Below are 24356 nucleotides of genomic sequence, written 5' to 3'. Positions count from 1 at the left end.
AGCACAAAGGGCACAAAAGGAAACAAAAGAGAACAAGTACGTTCCGAAATTGTTTCGTTGATTCTGTCTCTTTTGTGCCCTTTGTGCTTTTTGTGGCTAATCAGTCTCCCGAACTTAGCGAACGCGAATGGGGGTCCCGTCTACCAACTGCGACTGTCCCGTAACGACGACCTTGGCCCCCGCGGGCAGGCCGGTGACTTCGAGCCAGTCCTTGTCCCGCACACCGATACCGACCTCAACGGCCTTCACCTTGTTGCCGTCCACGACGAACACTTTGTTGACCCCGGCGAATTGCACGAGTGCTTCCGGCGGGATGGTCACAACGGTGTCGGACCGGACCACGATCTCGCCCGTTGCGAACCCGCCGGCCTTTAACCGGCCGTCGCCGTTGCGCACGCCGATCACTACTCCGAACGTGCGGTTGCTCGTGTCCGTCGTCGGGCTGATGCGCGCCACGAACCCGGCGAAAGTCTGGTTCGGGTATGCCTCGACCTTCAGTTCCACGTTCTGGCCGACAATGACTTCGGGCGCGTGCTTTTCGGGGATCGTGACGCCGAACTTTAGCGCGTGGTCGATCACGAGCCGGTAGCAACTCGTCGCGGGCATCGACTCGACCGGCGAGCCGATCGACACCATCTTCTGCGCGATCGCGTACTTGAGCGGCGTGGTGGTCGGTCCGAGTTCCTTGAGCCACGCGGACCACTCGGGCGGGTTCGGGGCATTCAACTTGGTGTCGTTGAGCTTGCGCTCCGCGTCGTCCAGCGCGGCCTTCAGGCGCCGGGCGTTCGCGAGCGTGACGCGGGCATCCGTCTCGGCGACCTGCACGCGGGTCTTCGCGACCGTGAGCCGGTTGCTCGCGGAATCCAGGATCTGCCGCGACCCGACGCCACTCGCCATCTCCCGCTCGGCGCGCTTCAGCTCGGACTCGGCGAGTTCCGCGTTGGCCTTGGCTTCGGCTACCGCGTCCACGCGCGGGAGCCACTGCTCAAACGCGGCGTCGGTCGCGGGGAGCGTCGTCAGTTTTAGTTTGCGGAGTTCGGCCTCGAACGCGGGCCGGGCCTGATCGACCGCGAGCCGGTATTCCGTGTCGTCGAGTTCGAGCAGCGGTTCGCCCGGCCCCACGCGGTCGCCCACGTCCTTGAACGCTCGGATCACGCGCCCGCCCACCTTTGGCGAGAGCGTCACGTCCTCGTAGGGGTACAGCGTGCCGACGACTGACACCGTTCGGCGCAGCGACATCGGCTTCGCGTCCGCTACAGTGACCGGCACGGTCTTCACTTCCGCGTCGGCCGTGGACGTGCCGGGCTTGGGAGCGCACGCCGGGAGCGCGAGAAGGAGCAGGAAGAGAAGGGGAGAACCTAACCCCCTAACCCCCTTCCCTAAGAAGGAAGGGGGAACAGAACCGACGACGGTTTTAAGCCCCTCTCCGTTTAGGGGAGGGGTTGGGGAGGGGTTGTTTTCTCCCCCCTTCCCTTCAGGGAGGGGGGACGGGGGGGTAGGTTCTTCGCGCCTCATTGCCTGTCCTCTTTCGCGCCCTTGTCCGACAAAAGGAGTCCGTTCAGAACGACGTCGAGCACGTCCTCGGCCTGCGCGACCGGGTCGCTGGGCCGGTTCGCCAACAGGTTCGTCAGAATGGTGCCGTACAGCAGGTCACCGATGACCGCGAAGAACCGCTCCTGCGGCACGGGGCGGATCACCCCGGATTCGACCAAACGGTTGAAGAATCGCTCGTGCTTGCACTCGATCTCGTCGTCTTTGGTGACGAAGTAGAGCGGGCGGTGGTGGTGCGGGAACGCGGCTCGCTCTTGGATAAAAAGCTCCGCCATTTCCGGCCGCCGGTGGAAGAACCCCAAATAGGTCCGCACCGCGGCGCGAATCAGTTCGACCCCGTCGTGCGGTTGCATCAGCACCGCGTCCATTTCCGCTTCGAGTTCCTTCAGCCCGCGCTCGACGGCGTTCAGGAACAGTTGTTCCTTCGTGGGGAAGTAGCGGTAAACGGTGCCGTTGCCGACGCCGACGTGGTTCGCGATCGTCTGCACTTGAGTGTTCGCGAATCCGTAAGTCGCGAACACGCGCGCAGCGGTATCGAGAATTTGAGCTTTTCGGCGCGTTTCGAGATCGGGGTCTTTTGGGCGCCCCGGTCTCCGGTTCTCAGTGGCACTCATGTGTGCCCCGTGAGAGGAGGTGAATAGTTAACGGATTGGTCCGTCCGGAAAATAAGTATAACCTTTGTGACAAAGGCGACAATCCCAATTTCCCCGAATAACCCGGTTCGCCGCGTCTCGTTGAAATCATGAGAGTTGCGCTAATGAGTGCGGTGTCGGGCACCCGAAATCCGTGTTTGAAGGTGCCCGAAGAAGGCGTTCGCGAGCGGGCTGCTGGTATTTTTGGACGCCTCTGGCTTTCCGCTCGCACTGGCGCTCGTATGTGTGCAATCTGCGAAATTCCGTTTCCTTGAGGGGCAATCGGGTTACAATTCTCTATCCCGCCGATTGGAACCTGATCTCATGCCGCTTGACTGGTCCCCGCTTGTAGAGTTTCTTCGCCGTTACGAACGCCCGTTGCTGATGACCCACATTCGCCCGGACGCGGACGGAATGGGATCGCAGCTCGCACTCTACGACGCCCTCGTCGCGATCGGGCGTCAACCGCGGGTAGCGATCGCGAGCAAGTTGCTGCCGCGTTACGAGTTCCTGGACCCGCAACGGCGCGTGATCGAGGACTTCAAGCCTTCTGCGTTCACGGACCGCGATTGTGTGGTGGTGCTCGATACCGGAACGTGGAACCAGTTGGGCGACTTCGGCGACTGGTTGAAGAAATCGCCGCTCCCGCGTGCTGTGGTCGATCACCACCGAACGCAGGACGATTTGGGCGGGTTGCAGTTGGTAGACATCACGGCCGAAGCGACCGGCCGGCTGGCGCACGAAATCATTCGCGCGCTGGATGCGCCGCTCTCGCAGCAGGCCGCCCACTGCCTGTTCATGGCGATCGCAACGGACACGGGGTGGTTCCGGCACCAGAACGCGACCCCGGCGACCTTCACCCTGTGCGGCGAACTGGTCGCGGCCGGGGCGAACCCGACGGTCCTGTACGAGCAACTGTACGAGGCCGCGACGCTCGCCCGGTTCAAGCTCACGGCGGTCGCGCTGGACCGGCTCGCGGTGCGGGCGAACGGCAAAATCGGCTTCACCGAGATCTCGCTGGCCGACTACGAGAAGACGGGCGCGGTACCGGGCGACACGGAAGATCTGATTAACTACCCGCGCGGTGTGGAAGGTGTGGACCTCGCCCTCGTGTTCATCGAGCAACCCGGCGGCGGAACGAAGGTGAGCTTCCGGTCGCGCGCCGCGGACGTGTCGAAGTTGGCCGAACAGTTCGGCGGCGGCGGGCATAAACTCGCGAGCGGTGCCCGCGTGAACAAGCCACTGGCGGAAGCCCGCGAAACCGTACTGGCCGCCGCAGTAGCCTTGTTGGGACAGTAGCCTCGACCCACCCAAGTACACGGACCCGAACGGAGCCACGACCCCGACGAAGTGACCGACTGTCGCGAAACGGGACGGCTCCGCTTGGGTTCGCTTGTTGTTATTTGAACTTCGCTCCGCAGAGGAGTTCCCATGTCGTATACCCTTCGCGATTTGCCGCTGCCGGTAAAAGTGGTGGCGTCCGTGTTCCTGCTGGCGGTCGGCGCCGGGTACACCTCGGCGATGCTGCAACTTCACATTCAGGACTCGAAGTCCGGTAAGCCGATGCCCACGGTCGAGGACGTGGTGCTGAAGTTTACGGGGAAGAAGAAGGTCGATCCGAACGCGCCCCCGCCGCGCCCGGTGTCGCGCCTGGAGGCACTCATCACCTCGGAAACGGTTGTGATTAACGGCGCCTCGATGTCGGCCGCGTTCACTACTGAGGATCGCGCGAAAGGGGATCTGAAGTTCGCCAATGCAGTCAAAATCAGGGGAGCAGAAACCGTCAAGGCGGAGCGAAAGGGCGAGCAGGCCGTTTTTGCTCTGTGGATCAGCACCCCGGAAGAGCAGCGCAAGGCGACTTACGTGGCGGACAAGTTCGTGCCGCCAGTGGGCAAAATGCCGGCCGCAGTCACGCCCGGACTCAAGGACGGTGACGCGATCAAAATCAAAACGCTCATCGAGGCGCGCTGCGTGACGTGCCACTCGAAGGGCGGCGAAAAAGAGGACGTCCTGCTCGACACTCACGAAGGGCTGAAGACGTTCATGACTGTGACCGCGGCCGCGCCCGCGGTCAACGGGTGGGTCAAGGTCGAGGAGCCGATCAGCATCAGCAAACTCACACAATCGACGCACGCGCACCTGCTCAGCTTCGCCATGCTGTTCTCGCTCACCGGGGTGATTTTCGCGTTCAGTAGTTGGCCCGCGTGGATGCGCGTGATTATCGGGCCGTCGGTGGTCATCGCGGTGTTCGCGGACGTGTCGCTGTGGTGGCTCGCGCGCCTGTGCGACGAGTGGGGCCGTACTTCGCGATGGGGGTCATCGGCACCGGGTTCATCGCCGGCTGCGGGCTGTGCGCCCAAATCAGCCTGAGCCTGTTCAACATGTACGGGTGGAAGGGCAAGGCGGTCATCGCGCTGCTATTCGTGGTCGGGGCGCTCGCGGGTGGCGCGTTCGTGATGAAGTTGCTTGCGCCCGCGCTGCCGAAACCGAAGGTCGAAGAGAAGAAGCAGGAAGACAAGAAATCCGAAGATCCGCCCCCGCCACTCGCGAACGGTAGCAAGGGAGTGAGCGACGGTGTCGTAGTGGCGAGTAGCGCGATCACCGAAGCCGTAGCGAAGAAGCAAGCCTCTACCGCGCCGCGGAAACCGATGCACGCGCTGGACAAGTTGCTGACCAGGCCCGCGGTCGACGCCGAAGGGCAACCGGTCCCGGAGCCGGTGCCGTTCAACGGCGAGGGTACGATGGTCCCCGCGTTCTTCGAGAAAGACAAGGCGTTCAAGAAGATCGTAGATGGTTCGGCATCGCAAATCGAGAAGGACCAACTCCGGACACAGCGCCAGGGCGATCTTGACGCGCTGCTCGCGTGGGTGCGCTCGCCCGAGAGTGCTCGTAAGGCCGCTTACCAGGCCGACAAGTTCGACTTCCCGGGGCTGAGCGACAAGCTCGTTTCGCCGGAGTTGCTCAAAGACAAGAAGGTGCGGATCAAATCGCTCATCGACGCCCGGTGCGTGACGTGCCACGGCCCGGAGGGGAAGCAGTCGGACTACTTGCTCGACAGCTACGAAGAGCTGTCGAAATACCTGAAGCCGTTCGATGCGCCGAAGGGGGAGGGCACAGGGGCGACACCGCAACCCGCGCCGGTCCCCACGAAGGTTACGGAACCGATCCCCGACGCGAAAGATGACTAACGTCAGTTCGATTCGATTTCGGTCTGTTACCGGCCGCTGTGTAACGGGGAGCCAAACCATGTGCTTCCCTTTACAGCGGCCGGTTCATTTTTCATTTATTTGTGAGGTCGGGCGCCCTCGGTACCGCAACGTACCCGACACGCGGCACGCGGTTTTATGAGAATTAGAACTCCTTTCGAGTTTCTTGTTGTGTGCACCGATATTTCTGGTTACAGTCAAATACGGCTCATAAATTCTCCATGAATTTTAAATGCTCTCCCATTCTCCAATTCACCGCCTCGGGTGGATGGTTGCGGTCATCGCACTCATCTATCTGTCCCCCAGCCAAGCTTCAGCGGGGTGCGGTGGGTACTTATGGGGGAATTTCGCACTACTTGAACCGGACTCGTCCGCCCCTCTCGCCGAACGGCCCTCTACGCTGCCCCCGTGTCGGGGATTGAATTGTTCCAGCGCGCCGGTCAAAGAGCCGCTATCGGAACCCGTCTCGTCTGTACCAGCTTCGGTGAAAGACCGAGTGCGGACCGGTGCCGCCCTCGGTGACAATACACGATCCCCGTTCTTCGCCCGCGGTTCCGCGCCCGTGCGCCCGACGCATTGGGTGCCTTTTGTCTTCCATCCCCCGCGCCTCGGTTGAGAAATTGATCGCTTTTGCGTTTTGCTCACGGACTTATTTGGTGCTAGTGTATTGTTGGCTTATTTTGATTCATTTGCATCGATCGATGGTTTCCTGTTAGTCCGAGTCGCAAGTTCCAGGTCGTTCCCGTTTGTGTCGTTGGGATCGTGTTTTTGCTGCAAGTTTTTATTCATTTTCTCCAGTGTTGGGTCTCAAGTTATGATGCGCTCATCTGTCCGAAAATCGGCGTTCACGCTCATCGAGCTGCTCGTCGTGATCGCGATCATCGCGATCCTCATCGGGCTCCTGCTCCCGGCGGTCCAGAAGGTCCGCGAGGCCGCGGCCCGCATGACCAGCAGCAACAACCTCAAACAAATGTCGCTCGCGTGCCACAGCCTCAGCGACACCCGGAACGGGATGCTGCCCCCGGTGTACACCGAGTCGTGGGTCAACACCGGCCCGCCGGACAACCACCTCGGGCCGACCGCGTACTCGCGCGAGCACGGGACCGGGTTCTTCTTCCTCCTCCCGTTCATCGAGCAAGACAACCTGTACAAGCTGGGCACCACGAACAACGGCGGCAGTGTCTACAACACGAACGTCCACACCAACATGGTGAAGCCGTTCCAGTCCCCGACCGACCCGACGAGCAACGAGAAGACCCACGGCTGGGGCGTGAGCAGCTACGCGATGAACTACCAAGTGTTCGGTCGCCCCGGGCACCCGTGGGGGTGGGCGTGGGGGTGCATGGGGAACACGCGATTGGCGAGCATGCAGGACGGGACCTCGAACACGGTCCTGTTCGCGGAGAAGCGCGCCGCGTGCCGCGGGGGCCCCAGCGGGAGCAACGGGAACCTCTGGTGCCACGGGTGGTGGAACGCCGACTGGATGCCGATGTTCGGCAACACCGACATCTACGGCTCCAACGCTTGGCTCGTTCCCCAGGTGCAACCGACCAACGCCACCTGTAACCCGTTCCAGGCGACCGCGTTCTCGGCGGGCGGGTGCCAAGTCGGTATGGGCGACGGCAGCGTCCGCACCGTGAATTCCGCGATCGCCCAGAACCAGTGGAGCGCGGCTATGACCCCGAACGGGGGCGAGACCCTGGGGCTCAACTAGCGCTGCTCGTTTCGCGCGGGGCGCCGCGGTCCGGAGGCGCCCCGATCACGTGGGCTCCCGGACAACTGCACCATTTCTTACCCCGACCGCGCCCATCGCGGTCGGGTTTCATCTTTGTCCCAACCATCGCCACTTTCATGAAACTTTCGATTCGTGTAGCTCTTTTGGCCCCGCTGCTCGCGCTCCTCGCGGGGTGCGGGGCGAGCGACAAGCGCGCCACAGTGTCCGGCAAGGTGACCGTCGCGGGTAAGGCCGGGCTGCCGGGCGGAATCATTCGCTTCGTTTCGGCAGAAAACCCAAGCCGAATCGGGGGCGGGACAATCAAGCCCGACGGCACCTATGAGGTCACCGACGCCCCCGTTGGCGAGTGCAAAGTCATCATCGACAATTCGCACCTCGATCCGAGTGCCAACAAGTCCAACGCCCCGGGGATGCCGGGTACGGGCAGTGGTATGCCGGGCATGAAGGGCATGCCCGGTGGTAAACAATTCGGGCCGGGTGCCGGGGGGCCAAAGGACGCCGACAAAGAGAAAATGACCGGCGCGCCGAAGGGGGCCGAGGTTCCGAGTGAGATGGGCATGGGGAAAACGGATCACGCCGGCGAGAAGTACGTCCGGATCGACGGAGCGTACTTCAAGTTGGACACGACGACGCTCAAGGCTACCGTTAGTGACAGCGGCTCCAACGCGCTCAACTTTGAAGTCAAGTAGCCCCGGAACTCGCGGTGGGCTACGGGGGCAGTACCGTAGCCCGTTTCGCCCCCCGGAACTCGTCCGGCGTCATCGCCCGCGCTGTACCGTCGGCCATCAGCACCGGGACCGCTCCGGCCGCTTCCGGGGCGGACGCGATGACGACTAGACGTGCGTCCGCGTCCCGGCACAATGCCCCCATCCCCGCGCCCCACGTTATTTCAAACCGCATCAACCCGGGGGGGAGGGGGCGGCTCAGGTCCAGTGAGTGCGACGCCAACTCCCCGTAGGACTTCGGCGGGCGCCCGCGTGCGTCCTGGAAACTGCGATAGAGTTCCCCCAACGTCTTCAATCCCTCGATTCCCCCTCCCGGAACCTCTGCCGGTTTGCCCCGGTCGGTGGTCTGCTGGGGTGCTTGCGTTGCCGTGTTCGGTCCGCAACCGGTGAACCCCACGAACCCGCATAGAAAGAGCACTCGCACCTCACACCTCCCGGTACGTCGGGCGCAACAGTTCTGATTCGCGTTCGCTCCGCCGGGTGAACCTCTTACCCGCGGTACTGTCCTTCATGCGGAGGGACTAGCCGACCGGCGACGGCACCCGTCTCGAAAACGGGCGAGCGACGAGTCTTGGGGGTTCAACTCCCCCTCCTTCCGCTTACGGCCCCGTGGTCCAACGGCTTACGACACCCGGATCACAACCAGGAAATGGGGGTTCGATTCCCTCCGGGGCCACTGTTTTATTGCGAATGGCCTTTTGCATTAGCGCGTGCCATCGGAACCGCACTATTACCGTTGGGCTAAGTAAGAGCCGGGTGAACACTTCTGACCGCCGAATCTGATGTAACAAAAGAGCAAATAAGCACCATCGGCCGCCAAAATTTGGCGGCCGATGGTGCTCTTGAAACTAATCCGGGAGCCACAATCAAGGCCCATTGAAACCGGCCGCGGAGTTCAAACCGGCGAAGAAGATGCGGGGCTGTTGCGTGAACGCACCGTCGCCGGTCACCATCACCAGGTCTTGTAACTGGAACAAGGGATTGCCGTTGATAAATGTGTCGTCATCAGACGGATTGTAGGCGCCGCTGAACCGCGCGACGGTCATGTTCACGACGCGCGTGTAGCCCGAGGGGAAGGCCGTAAACTCGCCCAACACCGAGCCCGTTTGCCCGTTGAAGACGCGCACCAGAGAGCCGTTGTTCGCCGAGACGTAGAGTTCCGCGCCGCGGTTCCCGTCCGTGGGGCCGGCCGCAACCGTGACCCCGACCCGGTTGGCCGGGATCGAGGGGTCGAACGCGAAGAACGACTGGATCTCGGTCTGCCCGCCCTGCCACACGCTGAACACCTTCACGTGCGGGACGTTCGTTGCGGCCCCGACGATGATCTCGTCGTAGGCGTTCGTATCGACCCCGGTGCCGGCGTATGCGTTGCTTCGCGTCGTGTCGACACTACCGGCCGCCACCGTCACCCCGCCCCGGTACCCCAAATCGAACGCGAGGAAGCTCCGCAGCACGGTGCCCGAGCCGTCGGTCGCGAGCACGTGCGGGGAGCCGCCCGCCGCGGCGCCGATGATAATCTCTTGCTTGAAGTTGCCGCTGGTCGTACCGCCGCTGAACCCGCCACCCGCGATCCCGCCGAGCACGTTCCCGACCGCGATGTTGAGCCCGCCCAGGAAGCCCGTGTCGAACGCGAAGAACGTGCTGAGCAACTGGCCGCTGGCGTTGAACACTTTTACCTGTGGCGGCCCGTTGGCGGCGACCGCCACAATGATCTCGTTGGCACTGTCCCCGGTAACGTCACCGACCGCGACGTTGATGCCACCCTTGAACCCGGGGAACGGGTTGAAGCTCTCCCGCAAGACCCCGGTATCGGACCACACGCGGACGAGCGCGTCCGTACCGGGGCCAGTACCAGTAACGTACTCGTTCCGGACCGAACTAGCGGTGTCCCCCAGATCCGAAAGCAGGTTCCCGGCTGCGAGGCTCAGGCCACCGGTCGGTCGGTTCGCGTCGTTGATGTTGATGGAGCCATTGGCGGGGGTGAGGAACGTGGGGGTCGTGCGGTCCTCCAGGCACTCGAACGCAAGCCGCGCCGGACGCCCCGTCGTTGGAGTGGGCGATTGCGACATAGATCCCTCCAAAATATAAAGCGGGCGGAGCGGACTTGATGGTGAATCGTAACGGTATTCAACGTTAAGATAGCCGCTGATCCCGGGATGTTAATGGAGAAACGGCGCAATCCCGGGCGCGCGTCGGGCTTCGCGCCCGCCCAAACAGCAGCGTTGGAGGTGCGAGCAGGATCGCAGCGCGCCATTTTGTGCGCGCAACCGCGCAAGCAAGCAAAGTCGAACCTTTCGGCGCACGTCCGGTGGCGCGGAACAACGAACATATATATACCCGCGCGAATCTGCCGAAAACGCTCGTTGATCCGCGCGACGGCCGACAGTTTTTCGCAAATCGCCCTAGCACTCGCCCTTGTGCGACTGTACACTTCTAATCAATTCGGGTACGACTTACCCAAATTCGTCTGCTTAACACAACACCGTCGTTTCGACAAAGGTTCAGCATGGGTGCTCCGCGTGGCCCGCGCTTCGGCCGTTCGTTCCTCCAGGTCGAGCACCTCGAGGACCGCACAACCCCCTCGTACAACCCCGCGCTCCCGTTGAACCAGCAGATCGCTGCCGGCGATGTCGCGGGCGACCGCATCATTGTCGTCGCGAACTCGGGCGCGGCGCTGTCATCGGCCCCGTTCGTCAGCAGCGTTCACGCGCTGGGGAACAACACGTACAGCGTGCGACTAAACGCCGGCACGGACGTGGGCGGGGCGCTCGCGTACTACGGGGGCGTGTCCGGGGTCGCGTGGGCCGAGCCGGACGTGATCCTCCGCGCCGCTGTGGTCCCCAACGACCCGTCCTACGGCTCGATGTACGGGCCGGCCAAGATCGGCGCCGAGGCCGCGTGGAACATAACTACGGGGAACTCGAACTTCGTGGTCGGGGTGATCGACAGTGGCGTGGACTACACGCACCCCGACCTCGCGGCGAACATGTGGCGGAACCCCGGCGAGATCCCGGGCAACAACACCGACGACGACGGCAACGGGTACGTCGACGATGTTTACGGGTGGGACTTCATCAACGGCGACAACGATCCAATGGACGACAACGGGCACGGAACCCACGTGTCCGGCACCATCGGCGCGGTGGGCAACAACAACGTTGGCGTCACGGGCATCAACTGGAACGTCAAGATCATGGGCCTCAAGTTCCTCGGGGCCAACAACAGCGGCCCCATTAGCGCCGCCATCGAAGCGGTGAATTACTCGGCCAAGATGGGGGTGAAGGTCACGAACAACAGTTGGGGCGGCGGGGGCTACAGCCAGGCTCTGGCCCGGTCCATCGCGCTCGCGCAGAGCGCGGGGCAGATTTTCGTAGTGGCCGCCGGCAACAGCGGCCAGGACAATGACGTCACGGCCGCGCAGCCGGCCAACTACTCCACGTCGTTCGATAACGTCATCACCGTCGCGGCGACCGACGACAGCGATGAACTGGCCGATTTTTCGCAATACGGTGCCCGGACGGTCACGCTCGCCGCTCCCGGTGTGGGGATTTTGAGCACCACACCGGGCGACAGCTACGGGCTCCTCGACGGCACCTCAATGGCGTCGCCGCACGTGGCCGGGGCCATCGCTCTGTACTGGGGCGCGAACCCGACCCTCAGTTACACGCAGGTCGTCAACAAGCTCAAGAACTCGGTGGACAAGCTCAGCAACCTGACCGGCAAGGTTTCCACCGGCGGGCGCCTGAACGTCGCCAAGATGTTCAACCTGACCGACATCCCCCCCATCGTGGTGGACGCACCGGCCGGGTCGGAAATCGTCCGCGTGCTGGGCACGGGCGGCGAAACGAAGCTCGCGCTGGACCCGTACCGCGGGTTCCTGGGCGGGGTCGTGGCCGCTGCGGGCGACCTGAACGGGGACGGCGTGGCCGACGTGGTGACCGCCGCCACACTGGGCGGGCACGTGAAAGTGTTCGACGGTGCCACCGGGCAGGAGCTCCGGAGCTTCTTCGGGTTCGCGGGGTACAAGGGGCCGATCAACCTGGCCATTGGTGACGTTAACGGGGACGGGGTCGGCGACATTATTATCGCGGCCAATCTGAACGGGCACGTGAAGGTGTTCGACGGGGCCACCGGGGCGCTAACGTTCAGCTCGTTCGTGTACCAGGGGTACCAGGGATCGATCGCGGTGTCCGTGGCCGACACCGACGGCGACGGGAACAACGACCTCGTCACCGCGGCCGACGGCGGGGCCGGGGTCCACGTAAAGGCGTTCGCTCAGGGAACCTTGTCGGCCCACGATTCGTTCTTCGCGACCGGTCCCGGGGACTGGTCCAACTTCAGCATCTCGACCGCCGACTTGGACCTCGACGGCACCCCGGAGTTGATGGTTTCGCAAGGGCCGCGCGTGCGCGTCCTCAACTTGCAAACCAAGGCCGCACGAGCTGACTTCCTCGCGTTCGACCCGCTCTCCAAGGACCGCATCACGGTGCAAGCGGCCCGCTACACCGGTGACCCGAGCGCGGAGCTGGTGGTGATCCGCGAAACGCAGGGGCGCTCGCAGGTGCGCGTCTTCGACGGACCGAACTACACGCTCGAAGACTCGTTCTTCGCCGACGTTCGCTAATAGCAGCGTGAAGTAACGACGCGGCGGGCGCCCAATTGATGAGCGCCCGCCGCGTCGTTGTTGTTGCAGTGATTTGGTCGGTGCTGTCGCGCGTTCTTGGGAATCGCAAACGCTTTGGTGAGAACCACCGGCCGTTCGCCCGGTACAGCAGATCGCACGCGCCCTGGACTTTTCTTGATCTTGGCGATCCTGTTAATCCCGTCAAGAAATTCTTCGAGTTGCCCGTGTCACTTCGCTACGTCGCACACGAGGGTCGCGTAGTTGCGGACCTCGTCGTACTTCTTGCCCGCGTGCTCGCCGGCCTTCGCCTCGACCTGCTTCGCGTACACGCCGTAGCGCCCGGCCGCGTCGAACACCGGGGTGTAGCCGTCCTTGTCGGTCGTCACGGCCTTTTTCCCACCGGCCGGGAGCATGACGGTTACTTCCGAGTTCGCGAGCGGCTTGCCCGCGGCCAGCACCTGGAACCGCAGCGCCCCGGCCTTCCCCTCGGCGACCACCTCCAGCGCGATCTTCTCCCCGAGCGGCTTCGCGGCCGCGGTACCGAGGACCGCTTTCGGGAAGTACGTGAGCTTGAACGGTTTCGCGTCGCCCTTCTGGAGCACGCCGTAGTCGGTCACCCCGAACAGCACGCGGTCGCCACTTCCGGGCACGTTCACCGCATAGAAGCCGTCCTCCTTCTTCCACTCTACGGGCGCGTCCTTTCCGGCCGCGTCGCGCAGCGTGAGCTTGGTGTCCGCGAGTTTTTCGATGTTCACGGCCGTGTCCGGCTCCAGGTTGTCGCTGAACACGACCTTCGCCGTTTCACCCTTTGCGTCCGGCACGATGAACGGAAAGTGTGCGTGCGCTCCTGCCGCGGCGACCAGTCCGACGATCGCCGCTCCGATCATGCGATGCATGTGTTTCTCCTTGAAAATGCGCGCCGGTAGGGAACGTGCCGGCTGGGGTATTTATATGGGAGTGGAGCGGCGGAATACTGCCCCGGCCTTATTCGTAGGCGTAGAAGGATGAGCCGCGGATAGTGCGGATAACGCAGATCAAACCAGAGGTGACTTTTTAGCCCCGGATGGGGCGGCAGCGAGTAGCCAGGGGTGAAGCGCAGCACAACCCCTGGCGGACTTGACGAGCCGCAACCGCTACGCCACTTCGGGCGGGTCCGCGTCGGCGATCGGCCATAGGTGAGGCTCGAGCGCACCCACGGCCACCGGATCACCGGCCCACACACTTGCAGTAGCGCGCGAACGAATGCGGAGGGGGAGGCCGTTGTCGCACGTCACATCGACGAGCCGGTCCGCGCCGAGGAACGTCACGCCGGTGACGCGACCGGACCACGTCCACCGCCCGCCTTCGGGATTCAGTACGCAGTGTTCCGGGCGAATCATGACGAACTCGGCCGAACTCCCGACCACTTTGCCGGGAAGCAGATTCGCAGCTCCGAGGAACTTTGCAACAAATGGTGTGCGCGGGCGGTCGTAGACATCCGCCGGCGCGCCCACCTGAAGCAAGCGCCCCGCGGCCATCACGCCGATCAGGTCCGACACCGCGAGCGCTTCTTCCTGGTCGTGCGTCACGAGGACCGCGGTCACGCCAGTTTGTCGTTGCAGCGTGCGCAACTCGGTGCGGAGTTGGTCGCGGAGGTGGCGATCGAGGTTCGCGAGCGGCTCGTCGAGAAGCAGTACGTCCGGTTCGATAACCAGTGCTCGGGCGAGCGCGACGCGCTGCTGTTGCCCGCCGGAGAGCCGGACCGGTTTGCGGTCGCGCTCCTCCGCGGACAGTCCGACGCGGGCGAGCATGTCATCGACTCGCTGGTCGCGCACGGCCCGGGCCACGCGGCGCACTTCGAGGCCGAACGCGACATTCTGCCGGGCCGTGAGGTGCGGGAAGAGGGCGTAGTTCTGAAAGACCGTGCCCGCGTTCCGGGCTTCGGGGGGCAACGCGGTCACGTCGCGCCCGCGCAGAAACACGCGCCCCGCACTCGGTGCGAGGTCGCCGCCGAGTAGTTTCAGCAGTGTGGTCTTTCCACACCCGGAGGGGCCAAGGAGTGCGAGGAGTTTGCCCGCCGGAAGTGCTAGCGAGACGTCCCGAACGACGGTTGTCGGGCCGTATCCGAAGGTGACAGCGTCGAGACGCACGCCGTCGTTTGTGGGCGGGTTCATGCCGAGCGCTCGGTGCTCGCTGCGTGAGAAACAAACGTGCGATTCAAGGCTTCGCAACCTTTTCCGCTTCTTCGGCACTCAGGAGGCCGTCGCCGTCACGGTCCAGTTTACGGAACTGCTCCGGCGTGCCGAGGAACTCGCGGACCGAAACGAACCCGTCGCCGTTCCGGTCCATCGCGCGGAACCATTGCGGCCCTGCCTCGCGCGTGAATGTGCGGATGAGCGGAACGGCGGGCGGTTTCGCGATGCCCGGGACGATCACGAGCGATACGCCGGTGTCGGTGGGCACAGCGTCTGCGAGTGCGGTTTTCGCGCGCCGCAGTTCCGCCACGCTGAGTTGGCCGTCGCGATCGGCGTCGAGCAGATCAAACAGCCCGACCGGTCCCGGCACCGCGGTGAGCGACACAACTCTGGGAGCGATCTTCTCGAACGCGGTTTTGGCCTCTTCGCGCCCGGCGACGAGTAGTGCTTTGGGCATAGCCGGCTTCTCAGCGGGCAGGCCGGGGCGGGCGTGGATCTCTACCCACGTTCCGCCGATCTTCCCGCGCCAGTGCGAATCCCCGTGTCCGAGCTTTATCGTCTGCTCGATATCGGCTTTGCCCTCCACCGGAACAACAGTTACTCGCACCGCTCCCGGCGTTGGGTGCTTTTCTGGGACGACGGTTTGCAGATCCGGGACCAGTTCGAGTGGTGAAATGCACTCGTCGTCGTCTAGGTCGAACTTACCGAGCAGCACCTTCTCCGCGTGCGCGAGTTCAGCGGCGGAGAGTTTCCCGTCCTTGTCTTTGTCGAGCGCTCGGAAAATCGCGTTGGAAAGTGCGGCGGGGTGCGGAGCGGCTGCGGTCAGCGCCTCAGCGCGAAGCAGCGAACCCTCCGGCATGAGGTTGTCCAGTGCGCTCGCGCCGGGCTTGCCCTTCAGAGCGTCGCGAACACGTTTCGCGTCGGCGTCGAACTTCGCGAGTGGTGAACCGCCGAATTCGATTTTCAACCGCATGCGGACGGCTGGCGCGCTGCCGACTTCGAGCAGCACATCGTGGGCGGGTGCGGGATCAGCCCCTGGAAGAAGGGCCATTAGCACGAGCGCAGCCGGGGTCACGAGAGCACCTCCGTCAGCGGTTTCGCGGATTTGTCGACGATGCGAATGGGGCGCCCGATGTTCGAGAGGTGCTGCTTCTCGTAATCGACGCCGACCGCCTTGCAGATCGTCGCGAGCAGGTCGGGCACGTCGGCCGGGCGCTCCTCGACTGTCGAGCCGTCCTTGCTCGTCCGGCCGATCACCTGCCCACACTTGATCCCACCGCCGCCCAGCACCACGTTCCACGCATTCGGGTAGTGGTCGCGGCCCAGGTTCCCGTTAATGCGCGGGGTACGGCCGAATTCGCCCATCCACACGATCGTGGTCGTGTCCAGCAACCCTCGATCCTTGAGATCGGCCACGAGTGCGGCCCAGGCCGGGTCGAGGATGTCGCAAAGCGTCTTCACGCGGTCGAAGTTTCGGGCGTGCGTGTCCCAACTGCCCATGAACCCGCCGCTGAGCGTCACTTCGACGAATGGCACGCCGCGCTCGACCAGGCGCCGCGCGATGAGGCAGCCCTGGCCGAACGGGTTCTTGCCATAAGTGGATCGCAGCTTCTCCGGTTCGTCGTCGAGGTGGAACGCGGCGCTCGCGGAGCCATTCACGAGCCGCAGTCCGCGCTCGTAGGCGGACTGGATGCTCGCGATGGCGGTCCCCTCGCGCCCGGGCGCGAAGTCCGCGTTCAACCCTTCGAGCAACTTCACGCGATCGTTCGCGCGGCTACTCTCGACGGCGGGCTTGATGTCAGCCACTGCCAAGTCGCGCAACCCCGGGCGCCGCGTGTACGGAGCGTCCGGGCTGTCACCAACCAAGAGCGGGGCGTAGTCCGGCCCCAGGTAGCCCGAACTGTACCCGCCGTCACTCAGTCCGCGGCGCCCGCCGACGCTGATGTAGTTCGGCAACTCGGCCTTCGCGTCGCCGAGTTCCTTCGAGACGAGCGAACCGAGCGTCGGGTACTGGAGCGGCTCTTGCGGCAAGTGCCCGGTGCGGAGCAGATACGCGGCGCGGTCGTGGTCACCCTCGCGCGTGGACATCGAGCGCACGACCGCGAGGTGCTTCATCTGCTTAGCGACGAGCGGCAGGTGCTCCGCGATCCGGATACCCGGCACCGCCGTTTCGATGGCTTTGAACGGCCCACCCGTTTCTTCGCCCGGCTTGGGGTCGAAGGTGTCGATCTGCGACGGACCACCGGGCATCCACAACAGAATGCACGAGCGCTTCCGCTTCGGGTCCGCGGCCGCGGCTTCGGCGAACCGGTTGAACCACCCGCCCTGTGCCCCGACCGCGACACCCGCGGCCGCGAGTTGCATCAGCCGGCGCCGATCAAGGGAGTCGCGGAATGCGGAGTGCGGAGCGCGGAGTGAAGACACGACACACCCGGTGTTAGAGAAGGGGCGAGCGAAGGGGCATTCGGCGCGTGTTCTGCGTTCCGAATTCCGCGCTCCCCGTTCCTACGTTAGTGATTCAGCAGGAATTCTTGGCTGTTCACGAGCGCCCAGAGGACGTCCGCGAGTTGGGCTTTGCGCCCCGCGTCGCCGTCGCGCGTGAGGTGTGCGAGGAACTTCTCGCTCTCCGCGGCGCTCGGTCGGCGCGCGTATATTGCGAGGAACAGCACTTCAATCCGGTCCGCGTCAGTGAGGAACGGAGCGCTTGCGACCGCAACGAGCGTCTCGCCCTTTTCGGGATCGGTTTGGCGCGCGAGCCATGTGCCGTTCATGAGTGCCAGCGCCTGAAGGATCGACGTCTGGGCGTCGGTGCGCTGGCCGCCTCCGGCAAACTTCGCGAGGAACTGCCCGCGTGGGGATTCCGCGGTCACGCCGAACGCGACACGTGACGCGGCCGGGATTTCTTCGCGGTAACCGGTCGCCTGCACGAGGCTGTCGAAGAGTTGCTCCGGCGAAAGTCCCTTCACGTTCATCCGGGCGAACAACCGTGGGTCGTTCTGCGTCTTCCCGGTCCCTTTGCTACTCCGCTGGTACGCAGTGGATCGGCCGATCGCTTTCACGAGGACGCTCGTGTCGAAATCGGCGGCTACCAGTGCCGCGGCCAAGTCGTCGAGCAACTCGGGGTGGCTCGGCGGGTTCTGCGGGTTGAAGTCGTCCACGGGATCGACGATCCCAATTCCGAAGAACTGTGCCCAGATGCGGTTCGCGGTCGCCCGCGCGAAGAACGGGTTCTTTTTCGCCGTGGCCCACTCCGCGAATTGCTGTCGCGTATCGGTCACACCCTTCCAGTTCGGGTCGGCGCCGTCAATGAACTTCGGCGTCGCCTCGATCTTGGTGTCGTTGACCGGGACCGTCTTGCGCAGGAGCAGTTGCGCGGCCGGGATCACCTTCTCTTCCGGTCCCTGCGGCGGCACCGGGGCGAAGAACGCGGCCGTTTCCCAGAACTGCTGCTGCGTCCATTTGTCGAACGGGTGGTTGTGGCACTGGGCACACTCGATCTTCACCCCGAGCAGTACCCGCGCGGTGCTGGACGCAACCGTTTCGGCCTTGAGGTCGTTCGCCTGGTAGAAGGCGAGCGCCGACGGACCGGGGACCGGGCGCGGTCGCCCGTCTGTTTCGCGGTCGAGATAGTCGAGCGGGGCCGTGAGCAGGTCGCGCACCAGTTCGTCGGCCTTCCGCCCGGCCCGGAGCCGGTCACGAATCCACGCTTCGAGGCTGATGTTGAGGAATTGAACCCGCGGGTTGACCGCGGATTGCGGCACGAACGCGAGCCGCCAGACCGCCGCGGCGTGGTTGATCGCGCTGGGGCTGGCGAGCAATTTGTCGATGAGCTTCGCGCGCTTGTCGGCTGATTTGTCGTCGAGGAACGCACGCGCTTCGGCCACAGTGGGGACGCGCCCCACGATGTCGAGCGACGCGCGGCGCAGGAACTCCGCGTCGGTCGCGGGCGCTGCGGGTTTCACGCCGTGCGCGCTTAATTTCACATCGATCCGGGCGTCGATTTGCGCCGCGAGTTGGGTCGGGTCCGGTGCGGCACCGATCGCGCCGCTGATCCCGAGAGCGGTGGCGAACAGCGCGAGCGCGAAGCGAATCATGCGCGATGGTCCTGACGGGAACGGTGCGGGCCGCACGCGGTCATTCGAGATCGAACACGTCGCCGGCCGTGGGCGAAATGGCGGCCGCGACGGTCCGATTCGGTGTGGAGTAGGGCAACTTCCGGACGTGCCCGTCGCAGAAGAGGAACCACACACCGTTGGGGTCGGGCGCCCCCCAATTGTCCGAAACGGTTTCGATGAGCTTCGGGGCGTCGCGGAGCAGTTTGTCGCCCTTGCGCCCGGTCCCGCCGCTCCCTCCGAAGATGATCGGCTCGTCCCAGTACCAGACACCGGCCTTGATCGCGTCGGTGTCCATCGCTTTCTCGGCGATTAGAGCGGTTTCGGCGAGACCGTCTTTCACTTGCTCCGGTTTCATCATGTTACCGTTACCACCGCGGACCACCTGATCGTTGGCGGCGTAGTCCGTGCGGCCCCACGGCCCCAACCCCGCGTCCTGGTACGTCCACTTCGCGTAGATCGGATCGACCTTCGGCACCTGTTGGGCTTCGGCCGGACGCCGGGTGCCGATGTAGTAGGTCGGAACCGCTCGCGTGTGGTCTTGCTTGCGGAACGCTTCTTCTTCACCGATGTACGGCAGGATGCTGTACGCCCAGCACCCGGTTTGGAGCCGCCCCGCGCGCTTGGGGTCGCCGTAGCCCCAGCAGAACGTCTCACTGTCCGGGAATCCTGTTCGACAGTCGGGCGTGGTGACCGCTTCGGCCGGCGGCCCGCCGTTTCCCGGGAAGAAGCCGTAGGTCGTGGTGAACGACTGCATCCCCTGGCCGATCGTGCGCAGGTTCTCCTTCGACCGCGACGCGGCGTTCGCGGCCCGCGCCTTGGCGATCGCCGGGAGCAGTAGCCCCGCGACGATTGCGACGAGCGCGGTCCCGAACGCGATGTTAGCGACTCGCCGAATCACGTGCGGCCTCTCTTGTGGGCGAGGGCGGTCACTTGACCTCGAACGTGTGATCCTTGACGCCCTCGTCGGGCACTTTGAGGGACCACGGCGTTTTGTTGCGATCGGCGTAGTCCGGGCGCTTGATGCGACCGGCGAGGGCGGGCGACAGGGTCACCTTCCAGTCCCCCGGTGGCACACCCTCTCCGTGCGGGTAGGTGCTTATTGTGAACCCGCCGTCCAACTGGAGCTGCGAGGTGGGCGGCTCGCCGGCCCAGGTGTTGCCAGCGGCCGGGTAAAAATACACGACCCCGGCCGATAGCCCCGTTCCTTGCTGAGTCACCTTACCAGTGACCGGCGCGAGTTTCGGAGCACCCTTACCCCCGCACCCGACAAGGGCCGTGGCGACGAACGCCACGGCCAGGAACAAACAACGCATTATGAAATGCCTCGGTGAGATTGCGCAATCAGTATTGGGGGATGACTTGACCGTCGGCCTGACGAATCAACAACCGCAGGACGGCGTTCGTGATACTGTAATTAACCGTGCGAACGCTCCCGTCGCCGAACACGAATTGTGCCCCCGCCGGACTGGGCGAGCCCCACGTCCCTCCGCCGCAATACTCGGAGCCCTCCGTCCAGCCCCGCTCTTCCGGCCGGGTCGGGAAGTTAATCAGCGTCTGGTCCTGATAGATACCGTCCCCGCAGCGCCCGGTGCCACCGGTACCGCCCATGACGTAAGGCTCGTCCCAATACCAAGTGCCGGCGTTGTAGGATTGCGGATTCATCGCCTTCTCGCCGATGAACAACGTGTTCGACAGCCCGTCGGTGACGCTCGCCACGGTCGAGACCTTGCCCCAATTCGTTCCGTAGGTCGTACAGAACACCTGGTCGTTGGCCGCGTAGTCCGACCGCGCGCTGGCTCCCAGACCGGCGTCGTAGTACGTGTACCCGATGTTGACCGAGTCCGTTGCAGGCACCGTTTGGGCCGTCGGAGCGCGACGCGAGGGCATGTAGTAGGTCTTCACGGGCGTTCGGTAGCACGCCAGCGGATCTTTGAACAGCGCATCTTGCTCGACATACGGCAGGAGCGAGTAGAACGCGGAGCCGAGTTGGTACTTACCGGCCCGGTTCGGCTTGCCCCAACGCGGGACGTAGCTGGACCCACCGGGGAAGCCGGTGGAGCAGAGCGGGTCGGTGTTATTGGTGTTCGGGTTATCGTACCCGCCCCCGTTGGGGTAGTGGTTGTACGAGCTCTCGTAGTTCGCGAACGCCAGTCCGAGTTGTTTCAGGTTGTTCTGGCTGCTCATGCGTGCGGCAGCCTCTCGCACTTTTTGGACCGCGGGGAGGAGCAGTCCGATGAGAATCGCGATGATCGCGATCACGACGAGCAATTCAATGAGCGTAAACCCGCGATGACGGGTCATGGGATCTCCCGGGTGAAGAGCAAGCTGGCGGAAAAGCATTTATGTCTGCCGTAGAATCACTATGTTGCGGAGACTACCACTCCGAGTCAACGACCTTTCAGGAAATTCACGACACCTGCCCTAGTGTTACTTTGTTGCGCGAAAGGCTTCGACCGCTGACGCAATGCGCGTCGCGGTGGTGAGCCAGCACATTCCGCCGAAGATCCACGCGAACCACGCGAACCGGTCCGGGAACAGGCACACCAGTACGAACACCGCGATCGTCTCGGCGCCCTCAGTTAATCCGCCGAGGTAATAAATCGCCTTCTTCCCGCGCGCCTCCGTGGTGATGCCGCGTTTGGCCGCGAACGCGGAGAACGCCAGGAACGAACTGCCCGTGCCCACGAAACTGAACACGAGAAAGCACGCCGGTAGCGCGAACTCCGGCCGACCGACGGCGAAGAAGAACGGCACGCCCGAATAGAACAGGAAATCGAGCGCGATATCGAGGTACCCGCCGAGATCGGTCGGACCGAGGCGCCGAGCCAGTGCGCCGTCGAGTCCGTCTGCCACGCGGTTCAACGCGATCAGCGCGAGCGCCGCTTCGTATTGGCAAAACGCCAGCGCCGCACACGCCGCCGCGCCGAACGCGAACCCCGTCACGGTCACAACGTTCGCACTCAGCCCGCACCGGGCCATCACCGCGGCCAGTCGGTCCAGGGGATCATCAATCAGCCGGCGCAGTCGGGCGTCGAACATTCGCGCTCTCGTGTGTGGCCCGCGCTCGGGCGCTCGTCGGTGTCGGGTAGTGGAGGTATGCTGTCTCTTCGCCGCGAGTGAGGTGCTGTGTGCCGTTCCCGCTATTCGCCCCGACCGTGTTCATCGGAGAACCGTGCCCCCGCGAGAACCGCGTTCCGCTCGCGGAGGTGGACCACGGCCCGTTCGATGCGCTCCTCGCCAAGTTCGTGGACAGCAACGGGCGCGTGGCCTACGCGGACTGGAAGGCGAGCGACGCGGACTTGCGCGCACTCCACGATTACCTTACCGCGGTCGGTCGGGCCGACATCGACGGCCCCGCTCCGCACGAGTCCGCCCTCGCGTTCTGGATCAACGTCTACAACGCACTCACGCTCGCGGGCGTTCTCCGCGTGTACCCGACCACGAGCATCCGGAACCACACCGGCCGCGTGTTCGGGTTCAACATCTGGAAGAACCTCCGGCTGCACATCGGCGACCGCACGTTTTCGCTCTCCGAAATCGAGCACGGCGTTCTGCGACTGCTGAGCGACCCGCGGGTTCACTTCGCGCTCGTGTGTGCGTCCAACAGTTGCCCGGCCCTGCGCCCGCGGGCCTTCACCGGCGACACCGTTCAGCACGAGCTGGAAGCGAGTGCCCGCGAGTTCTTCGCGCGCCCGGACGCCGTTCGTATCGATTCCGAAAAGCAGGTGGTTTCGCTCTCCAAGTTGTTCAAGTGGTACGGACCCGACTTCACCTCCGCGTCCGCTGATCTCCTGACCGCGATACGGAAGTTCCTCCCCGACGCGGCCCGCGATCAGATTGACCCAGCGCAAACCCGAGTGGAGTTTTTGCCCTACGACTGGAAGCTGAACGACCAGCAGAGCGAATAGCCCGCGCTCACATCCGCGCGATGGGCTCTTCGGCCACGCCGACCTTCTTCAGCCGTTCGAGGTGGTCCGCATATGCTTTCTGGCGGTTCACGAAGAACAGCCCGCCCTTTCCGCCGCGCATCCGGATGCGCCAGTACGTTACCCAGGCGAGGGCCTTCTCCGGCCAGCGCACGAACCGCCGTCCGCCGCCGTACTCGCCCTGGAAGTACTGCCCCTTCTCGATGGCCGGGCGCACCACGGCCTCGGCCCCGCCGTCTTTTTTGACCGCGTACACGTCGTCGGCCCAGTGGCCGGTAATCAGGTTTGCGGCGGGGTACGGTGCGGAGTTGCCCCACAGCACCTTCCCCTTCGGGCCGTTCGCGTTGCAGAACCACGGGAAGATCGTTCGCAGGCAGCACACGAAGTAGGCGTAGTCGCGCGGGCGGTACTCGCGGTTGCGGAACAGGATCAGCACTTCCCGGCGCTCTTCGCGCACGAAGCGGTAGATCTCGCGCTTGAACTTTTTGTCGCTGAAAAAGGAAATCGCGTCCGGGAAGTCCGTGAAAATGAGCTGGCCGCTGTTGTAATGACTGGTGCCGTGGATGTAACTAATGCCGTGCGGCATCCGGCGCCGCGGACCGATCGGGAGTTCTTCCGAACCTGTCGACAGCCCCACGCGGTACGCGAGGAACTGCCCCGTTTTCGTGACGACGAAGTCGTCGATTGGAAGCCCGTCTTCGTTCGGGCCGCGCGGCGAGCGGAAGATGACGTTATCGTGCCAGATGTACTGCCCGGTGGCCGGGTTGATGCCGGTTACCCACGGGTGATCGGGACCGACGAGCCCGTGCTTCATCGGGCGGAGTTGGGTGATATCGAGGACGCGCACGATACCCAGACCGTTGTGCCCCATCTGGTAGAGCCAACGGAACGGGATGCCGAACCAGTACCCGATGCCGTCGCGGTGCCGGCGGGCGGGAACCGTAGTGGGTTCGGCACGGCCGAGTTGCGGCCGGTTCGCGGTCATTTGGCGGCGACGCTCGTGCAGGCGTCCGCGCTTACAGGGGTAGGGGCCGTGACCGGTTCGGCGTGTTCGGCGATCGAAGCCGCGCCGTCAGCGGCGGATGCCTTCCGGCCGAACTTGTTGTTCCACCCGCGGCGGATCGAGCCCCACAGCCCGAGCGCCTTGAACGGCGGGACGAGGAGCTTGAGCTTCTTGTCCTTTTCGCCCCAATTCGGCACGTCGTCGTGCAGCACGTACACTTCCCACATCGTCTGATCCGGGTCCGTCACCCAGATCTTCGTCTGGTGCGCGTAGCAGCACTTCACGTCGTCCTGCTGGCCCATCTGTGCCCCGACCGCCTTCAACCGCTCCTGGATCGCCCGCAGTTGTTCGACGGTGACCACACGAAGCCCGAGGTGATTGAGCGGCCCGCCGACACACGCCCGCTTGGGCTTCAGCGACAGCACGAGCGGCGGAACGTCGACCTCGAATTTGACGTAATCCGCGTACACCTTCACCGGCTTCGTACCGAACAGCGCGGTGTAGAACTCGACCGACCGCGCGAGATCGGAAACGTTCAGCGACGCATGGAACTTGACCACCGCGGTGGCCGCTTCCGGGGTGCGATTCGCGGCTGGTGCTGTAGCGCTCATGGAAACTCCGCGTGCGGTTCGGACGTGCGTCGGGATCGGTGAGCGGTTCGGCTC

At 64.2% G+C, this 24356-nt stretch carries 22 protein-coding genes and 2 tRNA genes; 9 read left to right on the top strand and 15 right to left on the bottom strand.

Annotated features, from left to right (window positions below):
* Positions 1–114: 114 nt before the first annotated feature.
* Together VT84_RS34360 and VT84_RS34355 are read right to left on the bottom strand one after the other, a co-directional pair.
* The gene (locus tag VT84_RS34360; RefSeq protein ID WP_082842718.1) at positions 115–1515 is read right to left on the bottom strand and encodes an efflux RND transporter periplasmic adaptor subunit; all 1401 of its coding nucleotides are present in this window, start codon (positions 1513–1515) and stop codon (positions 115–117) included.
* Positions 1512–2165, bottom strand: coding sequence for a TetR/AcrR family transcriptional regulator (locus tag VT84_RS34355; protein ID WP_052550631.1), 654 nt, complete (start codon positions 2163–2165; stop codon positions 1512–1514). Before VT84_RS34355 ends, VT84_RS34360 begins: the two co-directional genes overlap by 4 nt.
* A 402-nt stretch (positions 2166–2567) precedes the next feature.
* Here VT84_RS34355 and VT84_RS34350 point away from each other — a divergent pair, with 402 nt between their 5' ends.
* The 5 genes from VT84_RS34350 (at position 2568) to VT84_RS34330 (ending at position 7813) form a co-directional block, all read left to right on the top strand.
* On the top strand, positions 2568–3482 hold the full coding sequence (locus tag VT84_RS34350; RefSeq protein WP_239465560.1) for a DHH family phosphoesterase: 915 nt from the start codon (positions 2568–2570) through the stop codon (positions 3480–3482).
* Positions 3483–3614: 132 nt separating this feature from the next.
* Entirely contained in the window at positions 3615–4553 is a 939-nt protein-coding gene (locus VT84_RS34345; protein WP_082842717.1) for a hypothetical protein, read from the top strand.
* Positions 4493–5371 carry a hypothetical protein gene (locus VT84_RS34340; protein ID WP_082842716.1) on the top strand — a complete coding sequence of 293 codons (879 nt, stop codon included), beginning with the start codon at positions 4493–4495 and terminating at the stop codon, positions 5369–5371. Before VT84_RS34345 ends, VT84_RS34340 begins: the two co-directional genes overlap by 61 nt.
* A gap of 832 nt (positions 5372–6203) precedes the next feature.
* The gene (locus tag VT84_RS34335) at positions 6204–7103 is read left to right on the top strand and encodes a DUF1559 domain-containing protein (RefSeq protein ID WP_052550636.1); all 900 of its coding nucleotides are present in this window, start codon (positions 6204–6206) and stop codon (positions 7101–7103) included.
* Between the two features lie 137 nt (positions 7104–7240).
* Positions 7241–7813, top strand: a complete 573-nt coding sequence (locus tag VT84_RS34330; protein WP_157470158.1) for a hypothetical protein — start codon at positions 7241–7243, stop codon at positions 7811–7813.
* Positions 7814–7832: 19 nt separating this feature from the next.
* Here the strand turns inward: VT84_RS34330 and VT84_RS34325 are convergent, their stop codons facing one another.
* Complete coding sequence (locus tag VT84_RS34325; RefSeq protein WP_082842715.1) at positions 7833–8273, bottom strand: hypothetical protein; 441 nt, start codon at positions 8271–8273, stop codon at positions 7833–7835.
* A 90-nt stretch (positions 8274–8363) separates the two neighbouring features.
* Between VT84_RS34325 and VT84_RS39235 the strand changes: the two genes are divergently transcribed.
* Positions 8364–8447 (top strand) — tRNA-Ser (locus tag VT84_RS39235).
* A gap of 5 nt (positions 8448–8452) precedes the next feature.
* A tRNA-Val gene (locus VT84_RS34320) sits at positions 8453–8525 on the top strand.
* A 190-nt stretch (positions 8526–8715) separates the two neighbouring features.
* On the opposite strand, the gene VT84_RS34315 is transcribed toward VT84_RS34320, so the two are convergent.
* The gene (locus tag VT84_RS34315) at positions 8716–9918 is read right to left on the bottom strand and encodes a hypothetical protein (RefSeq protein WP_052550644.1); all 1203 of its coding nucleotides are present in this window, start codon (positions 9916–9918) and stop codon (positions 8716–8718) included.
* A 437-nt stretch (positions 9919–10355) separates the two neighbouring features.
* On the opposite strand from VT84_RS34315, the gene VT84_RS34310 reads away from it, so the two are divergent.
* A complete protein-coding gene (locus VT84_RS34310) occupies positions 10356–12473 on the top strand; it encodes a S8 family serine peptidase (RefSeq protein WP_052550646.1) in 2118 nt (705 codons plus the stop codon).
* Positions 12474–12700: 227 nt separating this feature from the next.
* Here VT84_RS34310 and VT84_RS34305 read toward each other — a convergent pair whose 3' ends face one another.
* From VT84_RS34305 to VT84_RS34265, 9 genes are all read right to left on the bottom strand, one after another.
* Positions 12701–13369, bottom strand: coding sequence for a DUF4198 domain-containing protein (locus VT84_RS34305; RefSeq protein WP_052550648.1), 669 nt, complete (start codon positions 13367–13369; stop codon positions 12701–12703).
* Positions 13370–13606: 237 nt separating this feature from the next.
* A complete protein-coding gene (locus VT84_RS34300) occupies positions 13607–14626 on the bottom strand; it encodes an ABC transporter ATP-binding protein (protein ID WP_082842714.1) in 1020 nt (339 codons plus the stop codon).
* A gap of 43 nt (positions 14627–14669) precedes the next feature.
* Positions 14670–15722 (bottom strand): EF-hand domain-containing protein, encoded by a 1053-nt coding sequence (locus tag VT84_RS34295; protein WP_082842713.1) that lies wholly within the window; start codon positions 15720–15722, stop codon positions 14670–14672.
* Entirely contained in the window at positions 15719–17071 is a 1353-nt protein-coding gene (locus VT84_RS34290) for a DUF1501 domain-containing protein (protein WP_239465557.1), read from the bottom strand. Before VT84_RS34290 ends, VT84_RS34295 begins: the two co-directional genes overlap by 4 nt.
* 86 nt (positions 17072–17157) lie before the next feature.
* Positions 17158–18741 (bottom strand): DUF1553 domain-containing protein, encoded by a 1584-nt coding sequence (locus tag VT84_RS34285; RefSeq protein ID WP_082842711.1) that lies wholly within the window; start codon positions 18739–18741, stop codon positions 17158–17160.
* Between the two features lie 40 nt (positions 18742–18781).
* Positions 18782–19660 carry a DUF1559 domain-containing protein gene (locus VT84_RS34280; RefSeq protein ID WP_052550660.1) on the bottom strand — a complete coding sequence of 293 codons (879 nt, stop codon included), beginning with the start codon at positions 19658–19660 and terminating at the stop codon, positions 18782–18784.
* A 28-nt stretch (positions 19661–19688) separates the two neighbouring features.
* On the bottom strand, positions 19689–20075 hold the full coding sequence (locus tag VT84_RS34275) for a hypothetical protein (protein ID WP_052550662.1): 387 nt from the start codon (positions 20073–20075) through the stop codon (positions 19689–19691).
* A gap of 28 nt (positions 20076–20103) precedes the next feature.
* The gene (locus VT84_RS34270) at positions 20104–21063 is read right to left on the bottom strand and encodes a DUF1559 domain-containing protein (RefSeq protein ID WP_052550664.1); all 960 of its coding nucleotides are present in this window, start codon (positions 21061–21063) and stop codon (positions 20104–20106) included.
* Positions 21064–21189: 126 nt separating this feature from the next.
* Complete coding sequence (locus VT84_RS34265; protein ID WP_082842708.1) at positions 21190–21801, bottom strand: CDP-alcohol phosphatidyltransferase family protein; 612 nt, start codon at positions 21799–21801, stop codon at positions 21190–21192.
* Between the two features lie 89 nt (positions 21802–21890).
* Here VT84_RS34265 and VT84_RS34260 point away from each other — a divergent pair, with 89 nt between their 5' ends.
* Positions 21891–22670 carry a DUF547 domain-containing protein gene (locus VT84_RS34260; protein WP_162271946.1) on the top strand — a complete coding sequence of 260 codons (780 nt, stop codon included), beginning with the start codon at positions 21891–21893 and terminating at the stop codon, positions 22668–22670.
* A 7-nt stretch (positions 22671–22677) separates the two neighbouring features.
* Here VT84_RS34260 and VT84_RS34255 read toward each other — a convergent pair whose 3' ends face one another.
* Positions 22678–23673, bottom strand: a complete 996-nt coding sequence (locus tag VT84_RS34255) for a hypothetical protein (RefSeq protein WP_052550670.1) — start codon at positions 23671–23673, stop codon at positions 22678–22680.
* On the bottom strand, positions 23670–24302 hold the full coding sequence (locus VT84_RS34250; protein WP_082842706.1) for an ArsI/CadI family heavy metal resistance metalloenzyme: 633 nt from the start codon (positions 24300–24302) through the stop codon (positions 23670–23672). Before VT84_RS34250 ends, VT84_RS34255 begins: the two co-directional genes overlap by 4 nt.
* Positions 24303–24356: the final 54 nt, after the last annotated feature.

It is taken from the genome of Gemmata sp. SH-PL17 (assembly GCF_001610855.1).
In the GTDB taxonomy this organism is placed as follows: domain Bacteria; phylum Planctomycetota; class Planctomycetia; order Gemmatales; family Gemmataceae; genus Gemmata; species Gemmata massiliana.
This window is presented reverse-complemented; position numbering and strand designations above follow the sequence as displayed.

What these genes read in the sequence shown, in the direction of transcription:
- VT84_RS34340 (WP_082842716.1), top strand. Translation starts at nt 4,493, where the DNA reads ATGGGGGTCATCGGCACCGGGTTCATCGCCGGCTGCGGGCTGTGCGCC.
- VT84_RS34250 (WP_082842706.1), bottom strand. Translation starts at nt 24,302, where the DNA reads ATGAGCGCTACAGCACCAGCCGCGAATCGCACCCCGGAAGCGGCCACC.
- VT84_RS34355 (WP_052550631.1), bottom strand. Translation starts at nt 2,165, where the DNA reads ATGAGTGCCACTGAGAACCGGAGACCGGGGCGCCCAAAAGACCCCGAT.
- VT84_RS34270 (WP_052550664.1), bottom strand. Translation starts at nt 21,063, where the DNA reads ATGACCCGTCATCGCGGGTTTACGCTCATTGAATTGCTCGTCGTGATC.
- VT84_RS34345 (WP_082842717.1), top strand. Translation starts at nt 3,615, where the DNA reads ATGTCGTATACCCTTCGCGATTTGCCGCTGCCGGTAAAAGTGGTGGCG.
- VT84_RS34310 (WP_052550646.1), top strand. Translation starts at nt 10,356, where the DNA reads ATGGGTGCTCCGCGTGGCCCGCGCTTCGGCCGTTCGTTCCTCCAGGTC.
- VT84_RS34335 (WP_052550636.1), top strand. Translation starts at nt 6,204, where the DNA reads ATGATGCGCTCATCTGTCCGAAAATCGGCGTTCACGCTCATCGAGCTG.
- VT84_RS34305 (WP_052550648.1), bottom strand. Translation starts at nt 13,369, where the DNA reads ATGCATCGCATGATCGGAGCGGCGATCGTCGGACTGGTCGCCGCGGCA.
- VT84_RS34300 (WP_082842714.1), bottom strand. Translation starts at nt 14,626, where the DNA reads ATGAACCCGCCCACAAACGACGGCGTGCGTCTCGACGCTGTCACCTTC.
- VT84_RS34330 (WP_157470158.1), top strand. Translation starts at nt 7,241, where the DNA reads ATGAAACTTTCGATTCGTGTAGCTCTTTTGGCCCCGCTGCTCGCGCTC.
- VT84_RS34315 (WP_052550644.1), bottom strand. Translation starts at nt 9,918, where the DNA reads ATGTCGCAATCGCCCACTCCAACGACGGGGCGTCCGGCGCGGCTTGCG.
- VT84_RS34265 (WP_082842708.1), bottom strand. Translation starts at nt 21,801, where the DNA reads ATGTTCGACGCCCGACTGCGCCGGCTGATTGATGATCCCCTGGACCGA.
- VT84_RS34255 (WP_052550670.1), bottom strand. Translation starts at nt 23,673, where the DNA reads ATGACCGCGAACCGGCCGCAACTCGGCCGTGCCGAACCCACTACGGTT.
- VT84_RS34350 (WP_239465560.1), top strand. Translation starts at nt 2,568, where the DNA reads ATGACCCACATTCGCCCGGACGCGGACGGAATGGGATCGCAGCTCGCA.
- VT84_RS34360 (WP_082842718.1), bottom strand. Translation starts at nt 1,515, where the DNA reads ATGAGGCGCGAAGAACCTACCCCCCCGTCCCCCCTCCCTGAAGGGAAG.
- VT84_RS34275 (WP_052550662.1), bottom strand. Translation starts at nt 20,075, where the DNA reads ATGCGTTGTTTGTTCCTGGCCGTGGCGTTCGTCGCCACGGCCCTTGTC.
- VT84_RS34285 (WP_082842711.1), bottom strand. Translation starts at nt 18,741, where the DNA reads ATGATTCGCTTCGCGCTCGCGCTGTTCGCCACCGCTCTCGGGATCAGC.